Annotated in this window: 18 protein-coding genes; 8 read left to right on the top strand and 10 right to left on the bottom strand. The window is 65.5% G+C overall.

Annotated elements, in window-relative coordinates:
• Window positions 1-6 precede the first annotated feature (6 nt).
• Together BSY17_RS10040 and BSY17_RS10035 are read left to right on the top strand one after the other, a co-directional pair.
• Window positions 7-327, top strand: a complete 321-nt coding sequence (locus BSY17_RS10040; protein WP_037479619.1) for a phosphoribosyl-ATP diphosphatase — start codon at window positions 7-9, stop codon at window positions 325-327.
• Between the two features lie 74 nt (window positions 328-401).
• Window positions 402-971, top strand: a complete 570-nt coding sequence (locus tag BSY17_RS10035; protein WP_171899218.1) for a hypothetical protein — start codon at window positions 402-404, stop codon at window positions 969-971.
• Here the strand turns inward: BSY17_RS10035 and BSY17_RS10030 are convergent.
• Entirely contained in the window at window positions 968-1864 is an 897-nt protein-coding gene (locus BSY17_RS10030; RefSeq protein ID WP_069065412.1) for a histone deacetylase family protein, read from the bottom strand. The genes BSY17_RS10035 and BSY17_RS10030 overlap by 4 nt on opposite strands.
• A gap of 71 nt (window positions 1865-1935) precedes the next feature.
• Here BSY17_RS10030 and BSY17_RS10025 point away from each other — a divergent pair, with 71 nt between their 5' ends.
• Genes BSY17_RS10025 through BSY17_RS10015 form a run of 3 tightly spaced genes read left to right on the top strand, consistent with a single transcriptional unit; the run spans window position 1936 to window position 4420 of the window.
• Window positions 1936-3393 (top strand): L,D-transpeptidase family protein, encoded by a 1458-nt coding sequence (locus BSY17_RS10025; RefSeq protein WP_171899217.1) that lies wholly within the window; start codon window positions 1936-1938, stop codon window positions 3391-3393.
• A 6-nt stretch (window positions 3394-3399) separates the two neighbouring features.
• A complete protein-coding gene (locus tag BSY17_RS10020; protein WP_069065410.1) occupies window positions 3400-3711 on the top strand; it encodes a hypothetical protein in 312 nt (103 codons plus the stop codon).
• Window positions 3712-3763: 52 nt separating this feature from the next.
• A complete protein-coding gene (locus BSY17_RS10015) occupies window positions 3764-4420 on the top strand; it encodes a murein L,D-transpeptidase catalytic domain family protein (protein ID WP_069065409.1) in 657 nt (218 codons plus the stop codon).
• A gap of 35 nt (window positions 4421-4455) precedes the next feature.
• On the opposite strand, the gene BSY17_RS10010 is transcribed toward BSY17_RS10015, so the two are convergent.
• The 8 genes from BSY17_RS10010 to BSY17_RS09975 all read right to left on the bottom strand — a co-directional run bounded on the left by BSY17_RS10010 (window position 4456) and on the right by BSY17_RS09975 (window position 10214).
• On the bottom strand, window positions 4456-5193 hold the full coding sequence (locus BSY17_RS10010) for a hypothetical protein (RefSeq protein ID WP_443019524.1): 738 nt from the start codon (window positions 5191-5193) through the stop codon (window positions 4456-4458).
• A gap of 152 nt (window positions 5194-5345) precedes the next feature.
• A complete protein-coding gene (locus BSY17_RS10005) occupies window positions 5346-6035 on the bottom strand; it encodes an ATP12 family chaperone protein (RefSeq protein ID WP_069065407.1) in 690 nt (229 codons plus the stop codon).
• The gene (locus tag BSY17_RS10000) at window positions 6032-6286 is read right to left on the bottom strand and encodes a hypothetical protein (protein WP_069065406.1); all 255 of its coding nucleotides are present in this window, start codon (window positions 6284-6286) and stop codon (window positions 6032-6034) included. Before BSY17_RS10000 ends, BSY17_RS10005 begins: the two co-directional genes overlap by 4 nt.
• On the bottom strand, window positions 6283-6942 hold the full coding sequence (locus BSY17_RS09995) for an HAD-IA family hydrolase (protein WP_069065405.1): 660 nt from the start codon (window positions 6940-6942) through the stop codon (window positions 6283-6285). The genes BSY17_RS10000 and BSY17_RS09995 overlap by 4 nt, the downstream gene beginning before the upstream one ends.
• Complete coding sequence (locus BSY17_RS09990) at window positions 6939-7541, bottom strand: FMN-binding negative transcriptional regulator (protein WP_069065404.1); 603 nt, start codon at window positions 7539-7541, stop codon at window positions 6939-6941. Before BSY17_RS09990 ends, BSY17_RS09995 begins: the two co-directional genes overlap by 4 nt.
• On the bottom strand, window positions 7538-8992 hold the full coding sequence (locus tag BSY17_RS09985) for an RluA family pseudouridine synthase (RefSeq protein WP_069065403.1): 1455 nt from the start codon (window positions 8990-8992) through the stop codon (window positions 7538-7540). The genes BSY17_RS09990 and BSY17_RS09985 overlap by 4 nt, the downstream gene beginning before the upstream one ends.
• Complete coding sequence (crcB, locus tag BSY17_RS09980; protein ID WP_069065402.1) at window positions 8989-9375, bottom strand: fluoride efflux transporter CrcB; 387 nt, start codon at window positions 9373-9375, stop codon at window positions 8989-8991. Before crcB ends, BSY17_RS09985 begins: the two co-directional genes overlap by 4 nt.
• Window positions 9376-9464: 89 nt before the next feature.
• Window positions 9465-10214, bottom strand: a complete 750-nt coding sequence (locus BSY17_RS09975) for a hypothetical protein (RefSeq protein WP_069065401.1) — start codon at window positions 10212-10214, stop codon at window positions 9465-9467.
• A gap of 159 nt (window positions 10215-10373) precedes the next feature.
• On the opposite strand from BSY17_RS09975, the gene BSY17_RS09970 reads away from it, so the two are divergent.
• Together BSY17_RS09970 and rarD are read left to right on the top strand one after the other, a co-directional pair.
• Window positions 10374-10595, top strand: coding sequence for a hypothetical protein (locus BSY17_RS09970; protein ID WP_043150086.1), 222 nt, complete (start codon window positions 10374-10376; stop codon window positions 10593-10595).
• Between the two features lie 41 nt (window positions 10596-10636).
• On the top strand, window positions 10637-11494 hold the full coding sequence (gene rarD / locus BSY17_RS09965) for an EamA family transporter RarD (RefSeq protein ID WP_069066895.1): 858 nt from the start codon (window positions 10637-10639) through the stop codon (window positions 11492-11494).
• On the opposite strand, the gene BSY17_RS09960 is transcribed toward rarD, so the two are convergent.
• Window positions 11491-12822: a dihydroorotase gene (locus BSY17_RS09960; protein ID WP_069065400.1), complete on the bottom strand. Its 1332-nt coding sequence runs from the start codon at window positions 12820-12822 to the stop codon at window positions 11491-11493. The genes rarD and BSY17_RS09960 overlap by 4 nt on opposite strands.
• Before the next feature lie 76 nt (window positions 12823-12898).
• Between BSY17_RS09960 and ygfZ the strand changes: the two genes are divergently transcribed.
• On the top strand, window positions 12899-13636 hold the full coding sequence (gene ygfZ / locus BSY17_RS09955; RefSeq protein ID WP_069065399.1) for a CAF17-like 4Fe-4S cluster assembly/insertion protein YgfZ: 738 nt from the start codon (window positions 12899-12901) through the stop codon (window positions 13634-13636).
• Window position 13637: the final 1 nt, after the last annotated feature.

Below are 13637 nucleotides of genomic sequence, written 5' to 3'. Positions count from 1 at the left end.
CGCGGCATGCGCGCGACCCTTCACACCCTTGAACAGACCATCCGCCAACGGCGGACGGCGGACCCTTCCACCTCCTATGTCGCCAAGCTGACGGCGCGAGGCCGTGGCAAGATTGCGCAGAAGGTCGGCGAGGAGGCGGTCGAAACGGTGATCGCCGCGATGGCGGGCGACCGGGACGGCGCGATCGGCGAAAGTGCCGACCTGTTATTTCACCTCATCATATTGCTGGCCGACCTCGACATCAGCCTGGACGAGGTGATGGACGAACTCGACCGGCGCGAAGGCGTGTCGGGGATTGTTGAAAAGGCCGCGCGCCCCGCAGACTGACTCTTTTCCATCGGATAGATGTTGCGTGCCAGGCGTTGGGGCGTCAGCTTATTATCCTTACGGGGGAGATTATCATGGTACGTACTGTTATCGGCGGCCTGATCGGCGGGTTCGCCTTGTTCATTACCGGCTTCATCTTCTGGGGCACGCCGCTCAGCGCGCTCGCGCTCAGCCGCACCGACGAACAGGCAAGCGCCAATCTGCAGGCCGCCATGGCCCAGGCGCTGACGCCGACCGGCACCGGCGTCTATACCATTCCCGATCCCTCCTCGGCGCAGGGCACCGTGCTTTACGGCAAGGGGCCGGTCGCGCAGATTTTCTACAATGAGGGCGGCTTTCCAGTGATGGACAGCGGCGCGCTGATCGGCGGGCTGATCCTGGCGCTGATCGTCGGCGTGATCATCGCCATGGCCCTGCGCTTCATCGCGACCAATTTCGGCGACCGGATGCGCGTAGCGATCCTGTTCCCGCTGGCCGCCGTGCTGTGGATGCATGTCGGCCAGGCCGTGTTCAACCACGCGCCCTGGGGCTATATCCTCTATCTGGCGTTCAGCGACTTCGTCGGCATCGCGATTGCGGGTGTGATCGCGGCTAAGCTGATGGAGACGAAGGCGACCATGGTGGGCACCGATCCCATCCACTAAGCCGCTTCCTGCGCCAGGCGGATCATGCAGGCGGCGTGGCGGCGGGCGACCAGCATCCGGTCCTCGCCATAGCCGCCGCCCATGGTGCTGGCGAGTGGGATGCCGCGCGCCCTGGCCTGGCGCATGACATAGCGATCGCGTGCATCAAGCCCGGCATCGCTTAGCGCCAGCCGCCCCAGCCGGTCGTCGGCGTGCGGATCGACGCCAGCCTGATAGAGAATGAGGTCGGGCGCAAAGTCATCGAGAATGGGTGGCAGCGTGTCGGCGAGGATGGCCGCATAAGCCGCATCCTCCACCCCGTCGGGTAGAGCGATGTCGAGCGTCGAGCGCGCCTTGCGCACCGGGAAATTCTTGTCGGCATGGATCGACAACGTGAAGATGTCGCCGCGCCCCGCCAACAGGGACGCAGTGCCATCGCCTTGATGCACATCGAGGTCGAGGATCAGGATGCGCGCCGCATCGCCTTCCGCGATTAGGCGGTTCGCAGCGATGGCGAGGTCGTTGAACACGCAATAGCCCGCGCCACTGTCGGCCAGCGCATGATGGCTGCCGCCTGCCGCATTGGCGCCATAGCCATGCGTCAGCGCCAGCCGCGCCGCCGCCCAGGTGCCGCCCGGCGACAATAGCGATCGGCGCATCACCCGTTCCGTGACGGCAAAACCGATCCGCCGTTCCTTGTCGGGCGGGACGGACAGGGTCACGACCTGCTCGACATAGGCGGGATCATGCACCGCCTCAATCCAGGCACGCGGCATCGGATCGGGCTGATGCACGGTGATGGGGGCGCCGGATTCGCGCAGCGCCTCCATCACCAGCCCATATTTGTCGAAGCGGAAACGGCTGCCGGGTGTTGCTGGAGAGACATAGGCGGAATGGTGAACAACGTGCAGCATGATCTTTTCCGCTATGGTCGTTTGAACGATGGCCGCTTTGCGCTATCTGGTCCAGCATGAACCGTCCCGATATGATCCGTCTTCCGTTGCTGGCGCTGCTTGGCGTCAGTGTGGTGTCCGTCGCCGCCCAAAGCCTGGCCGCGCCGCCCGTGGTGGTGCCGACCATGCCCGCGCCGACTTCGCCCGCGCCCGGCATGGTGCAGGCGATTCCGGCCGCGCCCTTGCCCGCACCGATCCCACCCTTGTCGGCGGCACAGGAAGCATGGGCCAATGACTGGTTGAAGCAGGGCGCGGCGCAAGGATTGATGGCGCGGCAGAAGGCGAGCGGGCCATTGTCGGGCGAGGCGCTGGTGCGCGCGTTGCTCGACCGCGCCAAGGCGCTGTCCACCGGGCGCGTCGATACCGCCGATTTCCTCGAAGTCTGGGCACTGCGCCCCGCACCCTTCGATCCGCGCCCCTCGCTCGCGCGCGCGGTGGCCGAGGATCGACTTGCGCAATGGGCGAGCAGCCTGACGCCGCCCTATGCGGGCTATGAAGGGCTGCGCCAGGGTCTGGTCCGCTACGAGACGATTCGCGATCAAGGCGGCTGGCCGACGCTGACCGCGCAGTCCGCGCCCGACGTGGTGCGCGCGCGTATCGCGATCGAGGATAGCGCCGTGACGCCAGGCGAGAAGCTGAGCAACGTGTTGCAGCGCGCGCAGCGCCGCTATGGCCTCAACCCCACCGGCCTGCTCGACACCCGCACGCTGGCGGCGCTCAACGTCAGCGTGGATGACCGGATCGCGGCGATCATGGCGAATATGGAGCGGTGGCGCTGGATGCCGCGCAACTTGCCGGTCAACCGGGTCCAGGTGAATATCGCGGCGGCCGTACTGACCATGTTCGAAGGCGACCAGCCGATCAGTTCGATGCGCGCCGTCACGGGCAGCCCAGACAATGCGACGCCGATGCTGATGTCGAACATCCATTCGATCGTCGTCAATCCGCCGTGGAACGTGCCCATGTCGATCGCCCGGCGGGAACTGTTCCCCAAGGGGCGGGCGACGCTGATCAAGCAGGGCTACAAGATCGTCAAGACGCCCGAAGGCGGCGAGCGGATCGTCCAGCCTGCCGGACCCAACAGCGCGCTTGGCCGGTTGAAGTTCGACTTTGCCAATCCGTTCGCCGTGTATCTGCATGACACGCCTTCGCGGGGCAAATTCTCCAGCTATGACCGGCTCGCCAGCCATGGCTGCATCCGTCTCGAAAAGCCGGTATCGCTGGCCGAACTGATGGTGGCGAGCGACCCGGCATTGAATGGCCAGATCCAGAGCCTGATCGACGAAGGCAAGACCCAGCGCGTGTCCCTGCCCAAGGATGTGGCAGTCTATCTGCTCTATTGGACCGCCTTTGCCAGCAACAATGGCACGATGAGCTTCCGCGCCGACCCCTATGGTTGGGACAAGCTGCTCGCGAGCAAGATCGAAGCGTCGAGCCGACGGGTCGATCCCACTGCTGCCCCCGCCGCCACCATAGCTTTTAAGGATTGATCCCCCATGCGTAAAATTGCCTTTGCCGCGCTCATCGGTGCCCTTGCCCTGTCGGCGTGCAGCAAGCAGGAAGAGGAAGCGCCGGTCGTCAACAATCTGGTCGAACCGCCGGTCGAGAATGTGATCATCGAAGAGCCGGATACGGCGCTGCCGATGCCGTCGAACAATGCCGTCGCGCCGACGCCCGCAGCGCCGCCATCGGTGTCGGAGCAGCAGCAGATTCTCGACGACGCCGATGCGACCGGCATGACCGCGCGCCTGCCCGATATGCGCGATGATGCGCAGCCAGCGGACGAGGCGAGCGGTACGGAGGAATGAAGCGCATCGCCCCGGTCTTGGACCGGGGCGATCCTTTTGGTATAGCGTGCGGATGGATCGCCGCAATTTCACGAAATTCGCCCTAAGCGGATTCGCCCTGACATTTCTGCCCGACACGATGGGCAAGGCTGCGCTGCCGACGGCGCCTCAACCTGTACCCGTTCCCGCGATGCCGCGCGCCGCGCCGCTGCCCCCCTATGCGGGGCTGCTCGCACGCGCGAAGGCGGCTCTGGACCGCCATGCCGGTGCCGTCCTATTGCGGGACCGGGTGGCAATTGCCGATTTCGATGCTCCGTCGAAGGATCTGCGCTTTCACGTCGTTGATCTGATGAACGGCCAGTCCAGCAGCTATCTGGTCGCGCATGGTCGCGGGTCCGACCCCGCCCATTCCGGCTGGCTCCAAAGCTTCTCCAACGAACCCAATTCGCTGGCCAGTTCGTCGGGCGCATTTCGGACGGGTGAGATGTATGTCGGGCAGCATGGGCAGGCGATGCGGCTCGCAGGCCTGGACCCGCAGAATAATAATGCGGAGCCGCGTGCCATCGTCCTGCACGGCGCGGATTATGTGGGCGAGGATCATATCGCCGCTTGGGGCAAATGCGGCCGCAGCGAGGGCTGTTTCGCGGTCGCGCCGCATATGCTGCCGCACTTGCTGGGGCTGCTCGGCACGGGTCGGCTGCTCTACGCCGATAAGATCGGAGCGGGTTGAAGGGGCTTTAAGCGCCCCCTCAACCCTATAATCTCTTAGCCAGCCTGAGGCGCGCCGGTCAGCGCCTGCGCCGAAGGCTTGTTGCTCGCATCGACGCTGCCGTCAGCCAGCATCTTCTTGGACATTTCTACGGCTTCGGCCTGAAGCGCCGTGTCGCTGGTCGACTGGCTGGCACCGATCAGCGCGGACAGCAGGATATTCTTGCTGACATTGTCGGTGGCATTTTCGGCAACCGACTTGCGGGCCAGCGTCAGCGCTTCGCTATAGAGCGGGGCCGATCCAGCCTTGTCCTGCGCACCCAGCTTCTGGTTGCCCATCTGGATCAGGATACCGGCCAGGATGTTGCGGCTGGCTGCGTCGGTAGGCTTGGCTTCCACAACCTTGCGCCAATAGGGTAGCGACTCGCCATAGAGGGCGATCGTCTTGTCCAACTGGCCCATCGCGCCATAGGCAGCGGCGTTGGCGTACAGCGCGTTGGCGAGGAAATTGACATTGTCCATCTTGGACGGGTCGGATTCGACCGCCGTCTTGATGGCGGGGATGGCCGCTTCATATTTGGTGATGGCCGTTGCGTTGTCGCCGCTCTGCTGCGCGCTCTGTCCGGCGGTGAAATCGGTAACGGCCGTGTTGAAGGCGGCGATCTGTTCCGGCGTCATCGCGGTTGCTGCAGGCGCGGCCTCTGCGGGCGCGGCAGGATCGGCCGGCGTCGCGGCGGCGGGCGCCGAAGCGGCGGGCGCGGCGGGCGCTTCCTGCGCGAATGCAGGGGCGGTCATCGCCGTCGAAAAGGTCAGAAATGCGATCAGTGCGGACTTTGGCAACGTCAGGGTCTCCTTGTTCGTCGTCTAAAAATATCGGTTGGGCATCATTGCTGCCCCGCAACATCTTTAATGAACGAAGGAACGATGGAGTTCCCACCCCGCCAAACTCAGCTCATCGCGCAAAAGGCTCCGGCCATGGAAAATTCGCTTTTGCGCCGGGCGCTGCGGGCTGCCGCTTGCGCATCTTCGCCCCATTGTTCGACCTGCCAGGCCTCATCAATCTCAGCGATCGGCCATATTGCTTCAGCACTATGGCTATTTTCCACCACCGCCAAGCCGCAGACGAGCGATCCGCTCAGCGTTACCAATGTGGACAGGCCCGCCAGCCGGAACGGATCATGTATTGCAACCGCCGCGTGCAGCCGGGTGAGCGTCGCTTCGGGCTGGGCGACCGGCAAGATGCCCTGCGTCACCACGAACGCCACATCATAGCGCGCGCGCGCCCAATCGAGCAGGGGATCCCAAGCGGCGGCCTGCCGCGCGACCAGAGTGTCGGGTGCCTCTGCCCGATAGCAGAGCAGGTCGCTCTCCCCATAGCGGGCGATCCCGGCGGCAAATTGCGCGCGATTGGGTACGATATGATCGATCGCTGCGTTGGCGAGGCCGGTGAACGGCATGGACGCTGGATCGACCGTATCCCCCTGCGCCCGCCATTCCTCGGCAACCGCCTGCGCCAGCGCCAATGTCGGCAGCGTCAGCAGCGCGCGGGCAGGGGTGCGGACCGGGCGATCATCGAGGCGAATGGCATGGCCATCACCCTCGGCCACGATCGTCACATCCTTGTAGAAACGCTTCATGATCCGGTCCGCTTGAACAGGGCCAGCATCAGGCGCGGCACCACCACAAACTGAAACAGGCCGACGACGACTATGATCGCGCCGAATGCCTTGGCCTTGTCGCCCTGCACCCAGGAAAAGCGCTGCATGATGGCGAGGAAGCCGATCATCACGACGAACGCGCCCGACAGGCGGAACAGGCCGATGGCGAAGTGGCGCTGACGCGCGATCTTCTCGCGATCGACGGGCGGAATCGGGGGCATATCGGTCATGGCGCGCCGATATGGCCGCGCAAAGCAGCGCTGTCCATCGCCACGGCCTGCGCGCCCGATGCGAGCAGTTCGGCCGGCGGGTGATAGCCCCAGGCGACGCCGATGCTGCGGACGCCCGCCGCGACCCCCATGTCGATGTCGAAACTGGTGTCGCCGATCATGACCGTTGTGTCGGGCGCGGCTCTGGCCTCGGCCATGGCGGTCAGCAGCATGGAGGGATGCGGCTTGGACGGGTGGCGGTCGGCGGTCTGGAGCGTCACGAAACGGTCGATCAGGCCATGATGGGTGAGGCACAGCGCCAGCCCGCGATCGGACTTGCCGGTCGCGACACCCAGCAGCCAGCCCGCCGCATCCAGTTCCATCACCAGATCGGCAATGCCGGGATAGAGCGGTTCGCATACGCCCTCCTCACGCCGCATCGCCTGAAACGCCAGCTTGTAGCGGTCGGAGAGATGGTCGTGGAAATCTGCCTCCGCGTCGGGCAACAGCCGGGCGATGGCGAGGGGGAGCGACAGGCCGACGACGGAGAGGATGGCGGGTCGGTCGGGTGGGGCGAGCTTGGCCTCCTCGAACGCGCGGGTCATGGCGGTGCAGATGCTATGCTGGCTGTCGACCAGCGTCCCATCGCAATCGAACACGACAAGCGGATTGCTCATGCCAATGTCCCCCGCATCAGCGACGCCAGCGCGCCGCCGCCCACGGCATCCAGCGCATCGGCGACGCCGATACGCGCCGTTTCGGGCTTGTCCTGCCCCAGCTTGGCGGTGCCGTGGATAGCCTCGACCTGCATCGCAAAGCCGACCAGCCCGGTCATGGTCTTGTCGAACAGGCCATCGCTCATCTTGTCGCGCGTCCATAGCGGCTTGGGGGCCAGCCGCCGCTCCTGCTCGTGGCTCAGCGCGTCGATCTGCGCGATGGTTTGCGCCTTGTCCAACCGCGTCATCGGCCCGCGCAATTCGGCCGCGACATAGTTCCAGGTCGGCACCTTGTCGGGCAGGCCATACCAGTCGGGGCTGATATAGGCCTGATCGCCGGTGACGACGATCAGCGCGTCCTGCCCGTCGAGATGCGGCACGATCGGGTTGGCGCGGTGGAGGTGCAGGCCGATCCGCCGCTCGTCCAGCCAGATGAGCGGCAAATGGACGGCATGCATCCGGTCGGGCGCAGCGACGCAGAGCAGGCCAAAGCCCGTCTGCGTCACGAAATCACGGATCGCGGCCTCATCGGTCCAGCGATAGGGCGCGCCCGGCGTCATTCGTCGCGAGAACCCCCGCGCGACCGGCGTTCGCCCTTGCGGTCCTTGCGGACCTGCTTGGCATGCTGGCGCGCGAACTTCTTTTCATCCTCGCGGGTCGGCGTCCGGTCGATCTCATCGTCCAGCAGCATGTCGCCAAGGCTGAGGTCGAAGCCCATGTCCGCGAGGCTGGCGGCGAAATGCGTCGGCGGTTCGGCCATCACATCGACCCGGCCGCCATCGGGATGATCGACGCGGATGCGGCGGGCGTGAAGATGCATCTTGCGGCTGATCGAGCCGGTCAGGAAACTGTCCTTGCCGCCATATTTGCCGTCGCCCACGATCGGATGGCCGATCGCCGCCAGATGCACGCGCAACTGATGCGTGCGGCCGGTATAGGGTTGCAGCTCGACCCAGCAGGCGCGGTTGCCGGCCCGGTCGATGATGCGATAGCGGGTGCGGGCGGGCAGGCCCTCTTCCTCATCGACATGCATCTTCTCGCCGCCGGTGCCCGGCTGCTTGGCGAGCGGCAGTTCGATCATCCCGTCCGAGATGGACGGCACCCCGATCACCAGCGCCCAATACACCTTGCGCGCGGTGCGGCTGGAAAAGGCCTTGGCGAAATGCGCGGCGGCGCGGCTGGTGCGGGCGATGAGCAGCGCGCCCGACGTATCCTTGTCCAGCCGGTGGACCAGCTTGGGACGCGATTCGGAATCGAACATCAAGCCATCGAGCAGCTTGTCGACATGCTCGTCGGTCCTAGTGCCGCCCTGCGTCGAAAGGCCCGGCGGCTTGTTGATGACGATGGCCTGCGCGTCGCGATGGATCACCATCTCCTGGACGAAAGCGATCTCGTCCTCGGTCAGGTCGATGACGCGCTCGCGCTTGGGCCGTTCGGCGGCGGGCGCCTTGGCTTCGGCGGGCGGTACGCGGATCATCTGGCCTTCAGCAACGCGGTCGCCCGGCGCGGCGCGCGCGCCGTCGATGCGCAACTGGCCGGTGCGCGACCAGCGCGACACGATGTTGAAGCCGACATCGGGCAAATGCCGCTGGAACCAGCGGTCGAGGCGGATGCCGTCATCGTCGGGCTGCACCCGATATTGCCGCACGTCGAGCGAGACGCCCTTGGCCACGCTGGGCTTTGCAGGCGTGGATGGTACGATAGCGACTTTCGCCACGGCCGCTTTGGCGGCTGGCTTGCCCGCTGGCTTAGCGCCGGATTTGAAGGGCGCTTTGAAGGCAGGCTTGCCGCCTTCGCCCTTGCGTGCGGTTGCGGCCTTGGCCCCGCCACGAGCGCGACCAGGCGCGCCCGATGGCTTGGAAAAGGATCTGGCACCGCCGCCGGGCTTGCCATCAGCGGCCTTGCCGAACCCTGACTTGCTCCCAGCGGGCTTGCCGCCAGTGGATTTGCCGGGTGCGGCAGGCTTGCGACCGCGCGGGGCGTCGTTCTTGGGTGGGGGACGACCCTTCATGCCACGACACTCCGCATCACGGTAAGGCCAAGCGCCAACGCCACGACCGCACCGATCACCGATGCCAGCGCATAGCCCAGCGCGACGATCATCTGGCCGCGCTCGAACATCAGCAGCGTTTCCAGGCTGAAGGCGGAAAAGGTGGTGAAGCCGCCGAGCAGGCCGACGCCGAGCAGCAGTCGGATCGGTTCGCCCGCCACCGCGCTGCCGCGTGCCAGCCATCCGGCGAGCAGTCCCATCGCGAAGCCGCCGATCAGATTGGCAGCGAACGTGCCCCAGGGCCAGGTCGCGCCAGGCGTCAAATGCCCGGCGAAGCGCCCAAGCTGGTAGCGCAGCGCCGCGCCAACCGCGCCGCCGCCCATTACAAGAAAGATATTGGTCATGACTATCGCCCTATAGCGATTCCGCCAAAGGGGAAAGGTCGATGGTGAAACAGTCTTCCTGCGCCTCAAGCGCAGGAAGCGGACGCCTGTTACTTTCCGTTGTCGGCGATGATGTCCACGCCCGTCTTGCCGCCGGGTGCATCGGTGAAGAGGATGAAATAGGCGCTGCCATCGGCCTTGCGCGTGCCGCCCAGCACATGGTCGCCGCCCAATATCTTATGTTCGCCATCGTAACCAGCGCGGCGGGCCACGGTATAATAATAGTCCATTACCCCCTGGCGTGGGGCAGGGGTGACGAAGCTGGCCGCGCGCAGCGTGCAGCCGTCGGTCTCAGCGCCTGCCGCTTCGGTCAGCTGCGCGCCGGGATAGAGGGCGAAGGGGTCGGGCAGGCGCTGCGCCCATTCCATGCCATAAGCGAGTTTCTTCGAGCAATTGGCCGTGCCGCCACGCCGGGTAGCCTGTTCGCGCGCGACCGCGCCCAGCGTGACGCTCGACGCCATGGCGGTGCCTTCGCTGGCGGCAGGCGCCGGGAGCAGCTTGCCGCCCGCCTGCTTGACCGCTTGCGCCTGCGCCTGCGCCGCACCGGCATCGCCCGACAGGACCGGCACTGCGCCATTGGCGGGCTGGTCGGCGGGGCGCACGGCGTTGCGGTTGGACTGGCCCACCAGTTGCGGATCAACGACGATCGGGTCGGCCAGCGCGCCCTTGAGCGCCGGGTCGACCGCATTGTTGGTGAGTTGCGCATCGAGCGCGGCGAGATTGGCGTCCTTGTCGCCCTTGCCGCAGGCGGCCAGGCCAACCATAAGCGTGAGCAGGGAAACAGACCGGAAAAACGCCATTCTTCACTCCTTCGTGAACAAGCCATGAAGAACGGAGGTTAATTTTTCGTTAGGACATTTGGTGAATCCCGAAAAATTCCCCTATCGCAAGGCCAGTTTCTGCGCATTGGCCCTGTCGACCGACTTGTTCGCGCGCGGCGAAAGGATCATCTGACCATCATGCTCAACATATTGTCCGGCTTTATCGGCCTTGTCACCCTTATCATGATGATCCCGGCGGTCTTTCCGTTTCTGGGCGCGCTCAACTGGATCTTCGTGCCCATGGCGCTGTTCGGCGCCTTTATCGGCATGTTCTCCTCGAAAAATGGCGGCCGCAATTTCTGCCTGATCGTCGCGGCCTTCGGCGCGTTGCGGCTGTTCATGGGCGGGGGGCTTATCTGACCGACGCGGACGCCAGTATACGCCGGGGATTGCTCGCGGCGCTGGGCGCTTATGGGCTTTGGGGGCTGCTGCCGATCTTCTTCCGGCTGCTGCACCATGTCGATCCGGTGGAAATCGTCACCCAGCGCATACTCTGGTCGCTGCTGCTGATCCTGACGCTGCTGGCGCTGCGCAACGGCATCGGCCCGATGATTGCCGTGCTGCGCGACCGTCGCCTGCTGCTGGCGCTGGCCGGGTCTGCGGTGATGATCGCGATCAACTGGCTGGTCTATGTCTGGGCGGTCAATGACGGCCATGTCGTGGCGACCAGCCTTGGTTATTTCCTCAACCCGCTGGTCAATGTGGCGCTGGGCGTATTGGTGCTCAAGGAACGCTTGCGGCGTGGGCAGATGCTGGCGATCGGCTTTGCGGCGGTGGGTGTCGCCATCTTGGCGGCGTCCGCGATTACGACGCTGTGGATCAGCCTGACGCTGGCTTTCAGCTTCGCCTTCTATGGCCTCATCCGCAAGATGACGCCGGTAGCCCCGATGACGGGGTTGGGGGTCGAAACGCTGCTCCTTGCGCCGCTGGCGGTCGCCTATCTCGTCTGGGAAGCGAGCCATGGTCCCATCGGCTTTGGACAGGATGTATCGACCACCGCCTTGCTCATCATCGCAGGCGTAGTGACCACCGTGCCGTTGGTGCTGTTCGCCACGGCCGCGCGCAGCCTGCCGATGGCGATGCTGGGCGTGCTGCAATATCTGGCGCCGACGCTGCAATTTTTTTGTGGCGTCCTCTTGTTCGGCGAGACGCTGAGCCGGAGCCAAATGCTGAGCTTCGGCCTGATCTGGGTCGGCCTGATCCTGTTCGCGACGGACAGCGTGAAGGCCGCCCGCCGCAATCGGGTCGTGACGGCTTAGGAAAACTCCGTCGCTTCGAACCGCACGGGTTCGCCCACCGCAGCATTGGCGAGCGCATCCTCCCACATCACACGATGGCCGCGGATGATGGTGCCGACCGCCTTGCCGGTCAGGTCCATCCCCTCGAACGGCGACCAGTCGCAGCGCGAGGCAAGCCAGTCCTTGCCCACGGTCCAGCGCTTCTTGAGGTCCACCACGGTAAAGTCGGCATCATAACCAAGCGCGATCCGGCCCTTGCCGACCAGCCCGAACACCCGCTGCGGCCCCGACGAGGTCAATTCGATGAAGCGGCGCAGCGTCAGCCGCCCCTCCGCCACATGGTTGAGCAGCAGCGGCACGAGCGTCTGCACGCCCGGCATCCCGCTGGGGCTGGCGGGATAGGTCTTGGCCTTTTCCTCGATCGTGTGCGGCGCATGGTCACTGCCCAGCACGTCGGGCACGCCCTGATTGAGCCATTGCCACAGCCCGTCGCGATGCGCGGCGCTGCGGATTGGCGGGTTCATCTGCGCATAGCTGCCAAGGCGCGGATAGGCATCCTCGCCCGCCAGCGTCAGATGCTGCGGCGTCACTTCGCAGGTGGCGATGTCCTTGTTCTGGCCGATATAGGCCAGTTCCGCAGGCGTCGTGATGTGCAGGATGTGGATGCGCCGCCGCGCCGCGCGAGCGAGCGCGATGATCCGCTTGGTCGCTATCATCGCGCTTTCATCGTCGCGCCAGACCGGATGAGACGATGGGTCGCCTTCCACCCGATAGTCCTTGCGCGCGTTCATCCGCGCCTCGTCCTCGGCATGGATGGCGACGCGGCGGGTACCGCTGGCCAGTACGCGCGACAGGGCATCATCGTCATCGACCAGCAGGCTACCGGTCGAGGCGCCCATGAAGATCTTGACGCCCGCCGTGCCGGGGATGCGTTCCAGTTCGCGCAACTGTTCGGCATTGTCCGCCGTCGCGCCGACATAAAAGGCATGGTCGCACCACATGCGATGCCGGGCGCGGACCAGCTTGTCATGGACGCGTGCGGCCGTGTCGGTGTTGGGATTGGTGTTGGGCATTTCGAACACGGCGGTCACCCCGCCCAGCACCGCCGCGCGGCTGCCCGATTCCAGGTCTTCCTTATGTTCCAGGCCCGGCTCGCGGAAATGCACCTGGCTGTCGATGCAGCCGGGCAACACGTCCAGCCCGCTACAGTCGATCACCTCGCCTGCATCACCCAGGCCGGAACCGATCGCCACGATCTTCCCTGCGCGCACGCCCACGTCCGTCTGCTCCGCGCCGCCCGGTGTATGGACGGTGCCGTTCTTGAGGATCAGGTCGAAAGTCTGGGTCATGGCGTGGTTCCGCTTGTCAAAACCCGTTCGGCCCGAACGGGTTGGTTATTCAGCGCGACTGTCCTACCTAAAGCCGATGACCGGCACCACCCTCACCGACCGCGCGCTCCTCAGAATTTCGGGCGAGGAGGCCAGGCCCTTCCTGCAAGGGCTGCTGACTCGCGACGTGCTGACGCTCAAGCCGGGGGAGGCGCGCTGGACCGGGCTGCTGACGCCGCAGGGCAAGGCGCTGTTCGACTTCCTGCTATGGAGAGACGGCGAGGATGTGCTGATCGACTGTGAGGCGGCGCAAGCCGATGCGCTCGCCAGGCGTCTCACCCTCTATCGCCTGCGCCGCAAGGTCGTGATCGCGCGGGACGATGCGTTGGCGGTGCATTGGGCGCCCGACGCGCAGGACAAGCCGCTTGACCCGCGTCTGCCGGCGCTTGGCCATCGCTGGATCGCGCCAGCGGAGGAAGGCGACGCTTCTGCCGCCTTCCGCGCGCATCGGCTGGCGATCGGCGTGTTCGAAGGGGTGGGTGAGCTGGGACAGGATCAGACGCTCTGGCTCGAAACCAATGCCGGGGAGTTGCATGGCGTCGATTATGACAAGGGCTGCTATGTCGGGCAGGAAAATACCGCGCGGATGCATTATCGCGCCAAGGTGAACCGGCGGCTGGTCGCTGTGCCGCTGGCGCAGGCCGAGGAGAAGCGCCAGCGCGCCGCCTTGCCCGACCTCGGCCTGTCGATCGAATTGCGGCGGGTGGAGGATCTGGACCCCGCGCTACTGCCGGACTGGCTGGCGCAAGCCATAGCGGCGCAGGTGGCGGAATGAC

Source organism: Sphingobium sp. RAC03 (genome assembly GCF_001713415.1).
Lineage (GTDB): Bacteria > Pseudomonadota > Alphaproteobacteria > Sphingomonadales > Sphingomonadaceae > Sphingobium.
The sequence above is the reverse complement of the archived record's forward strand: the minus strand, read 5'-3'. Positions and strand labels throughout refer to the sequence as shown.

Excerpts from the sequence above, each read along its gene's own strand:
- BSY17_RS09985 (WP_069065403.1), bottom strand. The coding sequence starts at position 8,992 with ATGAAGGGTCGTCCCCCACCCAAGAACGACGCCCCGCGCGGTCGCAAG.
- BSY17_RS09975 (WP_069065401.1), bottom strand. The coding sequence starts at position 10,214 with ATGGCGTTTTTCCGGTCTGTTTCCCTGCTCACGCTTATGGTTGGCCTG.
- BSY17_RS09960 (WP_069065400.1), bottom strand. The coding sequence starts at position 12,822 with ATGACCCAGACTTTCGACCTGATCCTCAAGAACGGCACCGTCCATACA.
- BSY17_RS10025 (WP_171899217.1), top strand. The coding sequence starts at position 1,936 with ATGATCCGTCTTCCGTTGCTGGCGCTGCTTGGCGTCAGTGTGGTGTCC.
- ygfZ (WP_069065399.1), top strand. The coding sequence starts at position 12,899 with ATGACCGGCACCACCCTCACCGACCGCGCGCTCCTCAGAATTTCGGGC.
- crcB (WP_069065402.1), bottom strand. The coding sequence starts at position 9,375 with ATGACCAATATCTTTCTTGTAATGGGCGGCGGCGCGGTTGGCGCGGCG.
- BSY17_RS10035 (WP_171899218.1), top strand. The coding sequence starts at position 402 with ATGGTACGTACTGTTATCGGCGGCCTGATCGGCGGGTTCGCCTTGTTC.
- BSY17_RS10040 (WP_037479619.1), top strand. The coding sequence starts at position 7 with ATGCGCGCGACCCTTCACACCCTTGAACAGACCATCCGCCAACGGCGG.
- BSY17_RS09995 (WP_069065405.1), bottom strand. The coding sequence starts at position 6,942 with ATGAGCAATCCGCTTGTCGTGTTCGATTGCGATGGGACGCTGGTCGAC.
- BSY17_RS10020 (WP_069065410.1), top strand. The coding sequence starts at position 3,400 with ATGCGTAAAATTGCCTTTGCCGCGCTCATCGGTGCCCTTGCCCTGTCG.
- BSY17_RS10030 (WP_069065412.1), bottom strand. The coding sequence starts at position 1,864 with ATGCTGCACGTTGTTCACCATTCCGCCTATGTCTCTCCAGCAACACCC.
- BSY17_RS09990 (WP_069065404.1), bottom strand. The coding sequence starts at position 7,541 with ATGACGCCGGGCGCGCCCTATCGCTGGACCGATGAGGCCGCGATCCGT.
- BSY17_RS10005 (WP_069065407.1), bottom strand. The coding sequence starts at position 6,035 with ATGAAGCGTTTCTACAAGGATGTGACGATCGTGGCCGAGGGTGATGGC.
- BSY17_RS10015 (WP_069065409.1), top strand. The coding sequence starts at position 3,764 with ATGGATCGCCGCAATTTCACGAAATTCGCCCTAAGCGGATTCGCCCTG.
- BSY17_RS09970 (WP_043150086.1), top strand. The coding sequence starts at position 10,374 with ATGCTCAACATATTGTCCGGCTTTATCGGCCTTGTCACCCTTATCATG.
- BSY17_RS10010 (WP_443019524.1), bottom strand. The coding sequence starts at position 5,193 with ATGACCGCCCCTGCATTCGCGCAGGAAGCGCCCGCCGCGCCCGCCGCT.
- BSY17_RS10000 (WP_069065406.1), bottom strand. The coding sequence starts at position 6,286 with ATGACCGATATGCCCCCGATTCCGCCCGTCGATCGCGAGAAGATCGCG.